Here is a 6,927-nt window from a genome sequence, read left to right as displayed (position 1 = left end):
TTTTCATTAGTATTATCTATAGACAATCTTACTATATACGCTTTTTAGTTTTTAGCTGAAATTTGTTCCATGGTAAAACTTTCATTCATGCTTTTACCGTGACACTTGAATTTTAAGGTGTTTTCTTCTTACAATATAGGGTCAAGCCCCTACGAGATGAGATAAAATAGTCAATCCAGATCAGTAGTATAGACCACGAAACCGTGGTCTATGCTTGTTGTTCTACTAGATTGAAATCAATTTCTCTTTGTTTTACATCTACTCTAGCTACTTGGATTTTTGCAATATCACCTATTCTAAAGGTTTTCTTCTTTCGCTCACCTATTAACATATGCTTTTCACTATCATAGGTGTAGTAATCATCCACGATTGAGCTTAGCCGCACCATTCCCTCTATGGTATTATCTAGTTCTACAAAAATGCCAAAGGAGGTTACACCAGATATGATCCCCTCATATACTTCTCCAACACGTTGTGCCATATATTCTGCTTTCTTTAAATCTTCCGTTTCCCTCTCGGCTTCATCTGCTACAGCTTCTCTTGTGGAGGATTGTTCTGCAATGTAAGTTACTGCGGCTTTTAGTTTCTCTAAACGTCCTTCATCAATTTTTCCCTGTAAGTATAATTTCATAATACGATGAATAGCTAGGTCAGGATATCTTCTGATAGGAGAAGTAAAGTGGCAATAGTATTTGGCTGCCAATCCAAAGTGCCCTAAGTTATCTGGTGCATATCTTGCTTTCTTTAGGGACCGTAGCATCAAAGTACTGATTACTGTTTCTTCCTTCTGCCCTTTTATTTTATTCAGAAGCTCTTGCAGCATCTTAGGATGTATTTCATTTGTCATCCCTTTTAGATGATATCCAAAGTTATGAACAAACTTATTAAATTCTTCTAGCTTTTCTACATTGGGCTCTTCATGAACTCTATAAACAAAGGGAAGCTTTAGCCAATAATAGTTTTCTGCAACAGTTTCATTACAAACCAGCATAAACTCTTCTATAATACGGTTAGCAATTCTACGTTCATACTTCTTGACATCAATGGGTCTTCCCTTTTCATCCAGCACGACCTTTGCCTCATCAAAGTCAAAATCAATAGCGCCTCTTTCTTCTCTTCTTCTTCTTAGTACTTTGCTTAGTTCTTCCATCTTTTTAAAGTCTTCAACTAAATACTGATATTTCTCCATCAATTCTTTATTTCCATGTTCTAAAATATCTGAAACATCTTCATAGATCATTCTTTCATCAATGTTAATAACACTTTCCACAATCTCATGATTTACAACTTTTCCATTTTTATCGATTTCCATAAATACCGTCATGGTGAGTCGATCTATCTTAGGATTCAAGCTGCATATCCCATTAGAAAGCTTTTTAGGAAGCATTGGTATTACTCTATCTACTAGATAAACACTTGTGGCTCTTGCTAGGGCTTCTTTGTTTAATTCTGTCCCTTCTCTTACATAGTGGGCAACATCAGCAATATGTACACCTAACCTATAATTCCCATTATCTAGTATTTCTAATGATACTGCATCATCCAGATCCTTTGCATCAGCGCCATCTATTGTTACCATTCGAAGATCCCTAATGTCTCTTCTTCTAGCAATTTCTTCCTCTTCAGCAGTTTCTGAAATAGACTCTATTTCCTTTTCTACTGGTTCAGGGAAATCAGGGTTTAATTTAAACTTTCGCATAATCGCTAAGATATCGGTGCCAGTATCATTTTGATGTCCCAATACTTCAATGATTTGACCCTCTGGATTTCTGCGTTTATCTGGCCACTCGGTAATTTCACATACTACCTTGTCTCCATGCTTAGCACCGTTTCTATCAGCTTTTGGAATAAATACATCTACATTGATTTTATTGTCATCTGGCACAACAAAACCAAAGTTCCGACTATCCTCATAGGTACCAACGATTTCATTGTTGGCTCTCTCTAGTATTCGTATTACTTCTCCTTCCGCCCTGCGGGTGCTGCTATTTACTTGATTAATTCTTGCTACTACTCGGTCTTGGTTCATGGCACCATTCATCATGTTAGATGGTACAAATACATCTTCTACATCAGTTAAATCGGAAATAATAAATCCAAATCCTTTAGCATGCCCCTGAAGCTTACCTACAATTAATCCCATTCTCTCAGGAACACCAAATCTTTTTTTTCTAGTTTGTATAACAAGCCCTTCTGCCACCATTTCTTGCAGTAGATTAGAAAAAACTACTCTTTGCTTTCTATCTATTTCCAGAGCTTCTGCCAGCTCTTCCTCTAACATTGGATTGTAGGCAGAGGTCCTCATAAACTCTACGATTTTCTCTTTAATTGTCAAAGGTTATCCCTCCTCTTTCTTATGTATTCACTTACTTGTTTAATCATTTTTAATAAATAGAATATTTATTGCTATCATAGTTATCATTATTATTATCTACTTTGCTAATAAATATGAAAATTATATCATTTAAACAGATAATGATAGATCATAATACTTGCAGCTTTATTAATAATATAAAATAAAGGTATACCAAGATAAAATTTCTTTTTATTTTGCTTATGATGAAAAATTACCATTCCTAGTAAGGTACCTACTGCACCCCCTAGCAAAGCTAAGATCATAAAGGTTAGTTCTTTAATGCGCCATTCATTTTTCTTCGCCCTGTTCTTATCTATACTCATTAAGATAAAAGCTGCTATATTTAGCATTAGCAAATAGAAAGAATAAACAACTACGGTATTCGAGTACTCACCAGTGATTTCTATAAGATAATTCATTGTTATCCCCCTTATTCATTATATCAATATATCCATTTTTCTATAATCGTTAGAAGGTTTTTTGTTGTTTTCCTTATAAATAGCATATACCCTATAAAATGAGAGTTAATCTATAAGTAGACAACCGAAAGTTTGATTTGTAACTTTCGTGTTGGTTACTTAGTTTGTTTATCTATAAGTAGATGACCATAAGTAGATAACCAAAATCTTTGATTTTGAGTTAGTCACTTATACAGAGTGCAAGTTTGCATTTTAACTTTTGTGTCAGTCACTTAGTTTGTTTATCTAGAGGAAGGTTTTATTTCTTCTGGGTTGTAGTCGAATTTATTTGCCGGATAAATAAAACCCTTAATCTTTATGATCAAGGGTTTCATAAGTGTATTTATGTCTATTCAAAGAATCTAAGTAAGAATCCTCCAAATTGAGCAAACAGCGGAGCAAATACAACAGATACAATTGTCATTAATTTGATCAAGATGTTAATAGATGGTCCAGAAGTATCTTTAAATGGATCTCCTACAGTATCACCAACAACTGCAGCTTTATGAGGCTCACTTCCTTTTCCACCGTGGTTACCTTCTTCAATGTACTTTTTAGCATTGTCCCAAGCACCACCAGCGTTTGCCATCATAATCGCCATTAATACTCCAGCTACTAATGCACCAGCTAATAATCCTCCAACTGCTTCAGCTCCTAATAATATACCTGTTGCGATTGGAGCAACTACCGCTAACACTCCAGGAATAACCATCTCTTTTAAAGCTGCTGCTGTACTAATATCAACACATGTTGCATAGTCTGGCTTTGCTTTACCTTCCATGATACCTGGTATTTCTCTAAATTGTCTTCTAACTTCCTCTATCATTTGGAAAGCCGCTTTACCAACTGCCTCCATTGTTAATGCAGAGAATAGGAATGGTAACATACCACCAATCAACATACCCACGATAACACTTGGGCTTGTTAAGTTAATAACCTCTAATCCAACTGCTGCTGTGTAGGTAGCAAATAACGCTAACGCTGTTAATGCAGCAGAGCCAATAGCGAAACCTTTTCCTATAGCTGCTGTTGTATTTCCTACAGAGTCTAATTTATCGGTTATTTTTCTAACTTCCTTTGGCAATTCACACATTTCTGCAATACCACCAGCATTATCAGCAATTGGTCCATAAGCATCAACGGCAATTGTCATACCAGCAGTAGCCAACATACCAACAGCAGCTAAGGCAATACCATATAGTCCAGCTACGCCGTATGCAATTAGTATACCTGCGGAGATTAATAGAATTGGCCATGCGGTTGAAACCATTCCTACAGCTAAACCACTAATAATGGTGGTTGCTGGTCCGGTCTCTGATTGTTGCGCAATCTTTTTAACATATCCAAAATCTGCAGATGTATAAATCTCTGTAATTTGTCCAATAAGCAAACCTACAATTAGACCTGCTACAATCGCTAAAAATCCAGTTATATTTCCTAATAAATATCTACTTAATACAAATGCAACTGCAACAGTGATGGCACCACTAATCCATGTTCCGGTTTTTAAAGCCTTATGAGGATCAGTATTTTCGTCACCTTTTACAAAGAAGGTTCCTATAATGGATGCAATAATTCCTACAGCAGATAATAATAATGGGAATAAAGCACCGTTGATTCCATAAGCCAATAGACCTAATGCTATAGCAGAAATAATAGAACCTACATAAGATTCAAACAAGTCAGCTCCCATACCTGCAACGTCTCCAACGTTATCTCCAACGTTGTCAGCAATAACCGCTGGATTTCTTGGGTCATCCTCTGGAATTCCTGCTTCTACCTTACCAACTAAGTCAGCTCCTACGTCAGCAGCCTTTGTATAAATTCCTCCACCAACACGTCCAAATAGTGCTATAGAGGAAGCACCTAGCGCAAATCCAGTAATAATTTCAGAAGCTTCATTTGCTGTTGTCATACCAGAGATAAGAATGAATAAACCACCAACACCTAAAAGACCTAATCCTACAACTGACATACCCATAACTGCGCCACCTGAAAAAGCAACACTTAGAGCTTTATTCATTCCACCTTCTTTTGCAGCATTCGCTGTTCTTACATTAGCTTTGGTTGCCACCTGCATTCCAAAGAAACCAGCCAAACCTGAGAACAATGCCCCTACTACAAAACATAAGGCTGTTAATGGACTAATACCTATAGCTAATACAATAGCTAATACGATAGCAAAAATAACAAGCGTTTTGTATTCACGAGTTAAGAAGGCCATAGATCCTTCATGAATATATGAGGAGATCTCCTTCATTCTTTCGTTTCCTACTGCTACCTTGTCAATTTTACTAGCAAGAAAATATGCAAAGAATAATGCCACGATCCCTACAATTGGTGCTAAAATAAACAAATCCATTTTCCCGTGTTCCTCCTTATTTATTCAGTTTTAGTATGAATAGATAATTACTGTATTGCTACTAATAGGATCGCAACGATAATAAACAGTCCTGCGCCTATAGCTGTTACTCTACTTAAGATGCCTTCATATCCTCTACCTTGTTTTCCCCATAATTGCTCTGCTCCACCAGTAATCGATCCAGAAAGTCCTGCGCTTTTACCAGATTGCATCAAAATACTTCCGATAAGTATAATGCTTGTTATTAATTGTAGAATCATAAGTACTATTTTCATTGTCTTTTCCACCTCCTATACTTGTGATTAACATAGATATTGTAACACAGCACCTGTGCAAAATCAACCTAATTATTAGAACAAATAGGAATAAGGATATCAAATCACCCTTATTCCTATTATTGGTATCTTTTCTACTTTTATACTTATATCAACTATCTACTTTCTTAGGTTATAGAATACTTCTTCCCCTTTATACTGTGCAGTTTCTCCTAAAATATCTTCAATTCTTAGAAGTTGATTGTATTTTGCTACACGATCTGTTCTAGCTGGGGCACCAGTCTTAATTTGTCCTGCATTAACAGCCACCGCTATATCTGCAATCGTTGCATCTTCTGTTTCTCCAGAACGATGAGAAATTACTGCAGTATATCCAGCTCTTTTTGCCATTTCAATAGCATCTAAGGTTTCAGTAATGGTACCTATTTGATTTAGCTTAATTAAAATAGAATTAGCAGTTTTGGTTTGGATACCTTTTTTCAGTCTTGATGTGTTGGTTACAAATAAATCATCACCTACGATTTGAATTTTGTCACCTAACTTTTCAGTCATAAGCTTCCAACCATCCCAGTCGTCCTCACTTAAACCATCTTCAATGGAGATGATTGGATATTTACTAATTAATTCTGCATAAAAGTCTACCATTTCCTCTGAAGTTTTTGTTACACCTTCTCCAGTTAGCTTATATACCTTTTCCTTTTCATCGTATAATTCTGTAGCAGCAACATCTAATGCTAACTTAACATCTGCCCCTGGCTTATATCCTGCTGCCTTAATTGCTTCGATGATTACTTGCAGCGCTTCTTCGTTGGAAGCTAAGTTTGGAGCAAAACCACCCTCATCACCTACACCTGTTGCAAGACCCTTCTTTTTAAGTACAGATTTTAAGTTGTGATAGATCTCTACACCCATTCTTAAGCCTTCGTTATAGCTTTCAGCACCTACAGGCATCACCATGAACTCTTGTATATCTACATTGTTATCAGCATGGGCACCACCATTTAAAATATTCATCATTGGTACAGGCAACTGCTTTCCATTTACTCCACCTAAATATTGAAATAAAGGTAACCCCAGTTCTTCTGCCGCTGCTTTTGCTACCGCCATTGAAACCCCTAAAATAGCATTAGCACCGAATTTTCCTTTGTTTTCAGTTCCATCTAACTCAATCATAATTTCATCAATAGCTACTTGATCAACTGCATCTAAACCTATGATTTCAGGCGCAATAATGTCGTTTACATTTTCAACTGCCTTTTGAACACCTTTACCTAAATATCTGCCTTTGTCCCCATCCCTCAATTCTACTGCTTCAAAAGCTCCTGTAGAAGCTCCAGATGGTACGATAGCACTGGCCATTACACCACTTTCTAAATATACTTCTACCTCTATTGTTGGATTTCCTCTAGAATCAAGTACTTCTCTTGCATAAACATCACTGATAATTGTCATGTTATTCTCTCCTTTCAAATACTG

The 6,927-nt window shown here is 36.4% G+C and carries 5 protein-coding genes; all 5 read right to left on the bottom strand.

Translation table 11 applies throughout. The features are described 5' to 3' along the window. Positions 1-208 precede the first annotated feature (208 nt). The gene (gene rnr / locus CHB72_RS23230; RefSeq protein WP_089285258.1) at positions 209-2,335 is read right to left on the bottom strand and encodes a ribonuclease R; all 2,127 of its coding nucleotides are present in this window, start codon (positions 2,333-2,335) and stop codon (positions 209-211) included. Between the two features lie 125 nt (positions 2,336-2,460). After that, positions 2,461-2,775, bottom strand: a complete 315-nt coding sequence (locus CHB72_RS23225) for a DUF1294 domain-containing protein (protein WP_089285257.1) — start codon at positions 2,773-2,775, stop codon at positions 2,461-2,463. Positions 2,776-3,163: 388 nt separating this feature from the next. Beyond that, positions 3,164-5,176, bottom strand: coding sequence for a sodium-translocating pyrophosphatase (locus CHB72_RS23220; protein WP_089285256.1), 2,013 nt, complete (start codon positions 5,174-5,176; stop codon positions 3,164-3,166). A gap of 47 nt (positions 5,177-5,223) precedes the next feature. Continuing rightward, a complete protein-coding gene (gene secG / locus CHB72_RS23215) occupies positions 5,224-5,451 on the bottom strand; it encodes a preprotein translocase subunit SecG (protein WP_089285255.1) in 228 nt (75 codons plus the stop codon). Between the two features lie 159 nt (positions 5,452-5,610). Further along, a complete protein-coding gene (gene eno, locus CHB72_RS23210; protein ID WP_089285254.1) occupies positions 5,611-6,903 on the bottom strand; it encodes a phosphopyruvate hydratase in 1,293 nt (430 codons plus the stop codon). Positions 6,904-6,927 lie beyond the last annotated feature (24 nt).

It is taken from the genome of Anaerovirgula multivorans (genome assembly GCF_900188145.1).
Taxonomy (GTDB): domain Bacteria; phylum Bacillota; class Clostridia; order Peptostreptococcales; family Natronincolaceae; genus Anaerovirgula; species Anaerovirgula multivorans.
The sequence above is the reverse complement of the archived record's forward strand: the minus strand, read 5'-3'. Positions and strand labels throughout refer to the sequence as shown.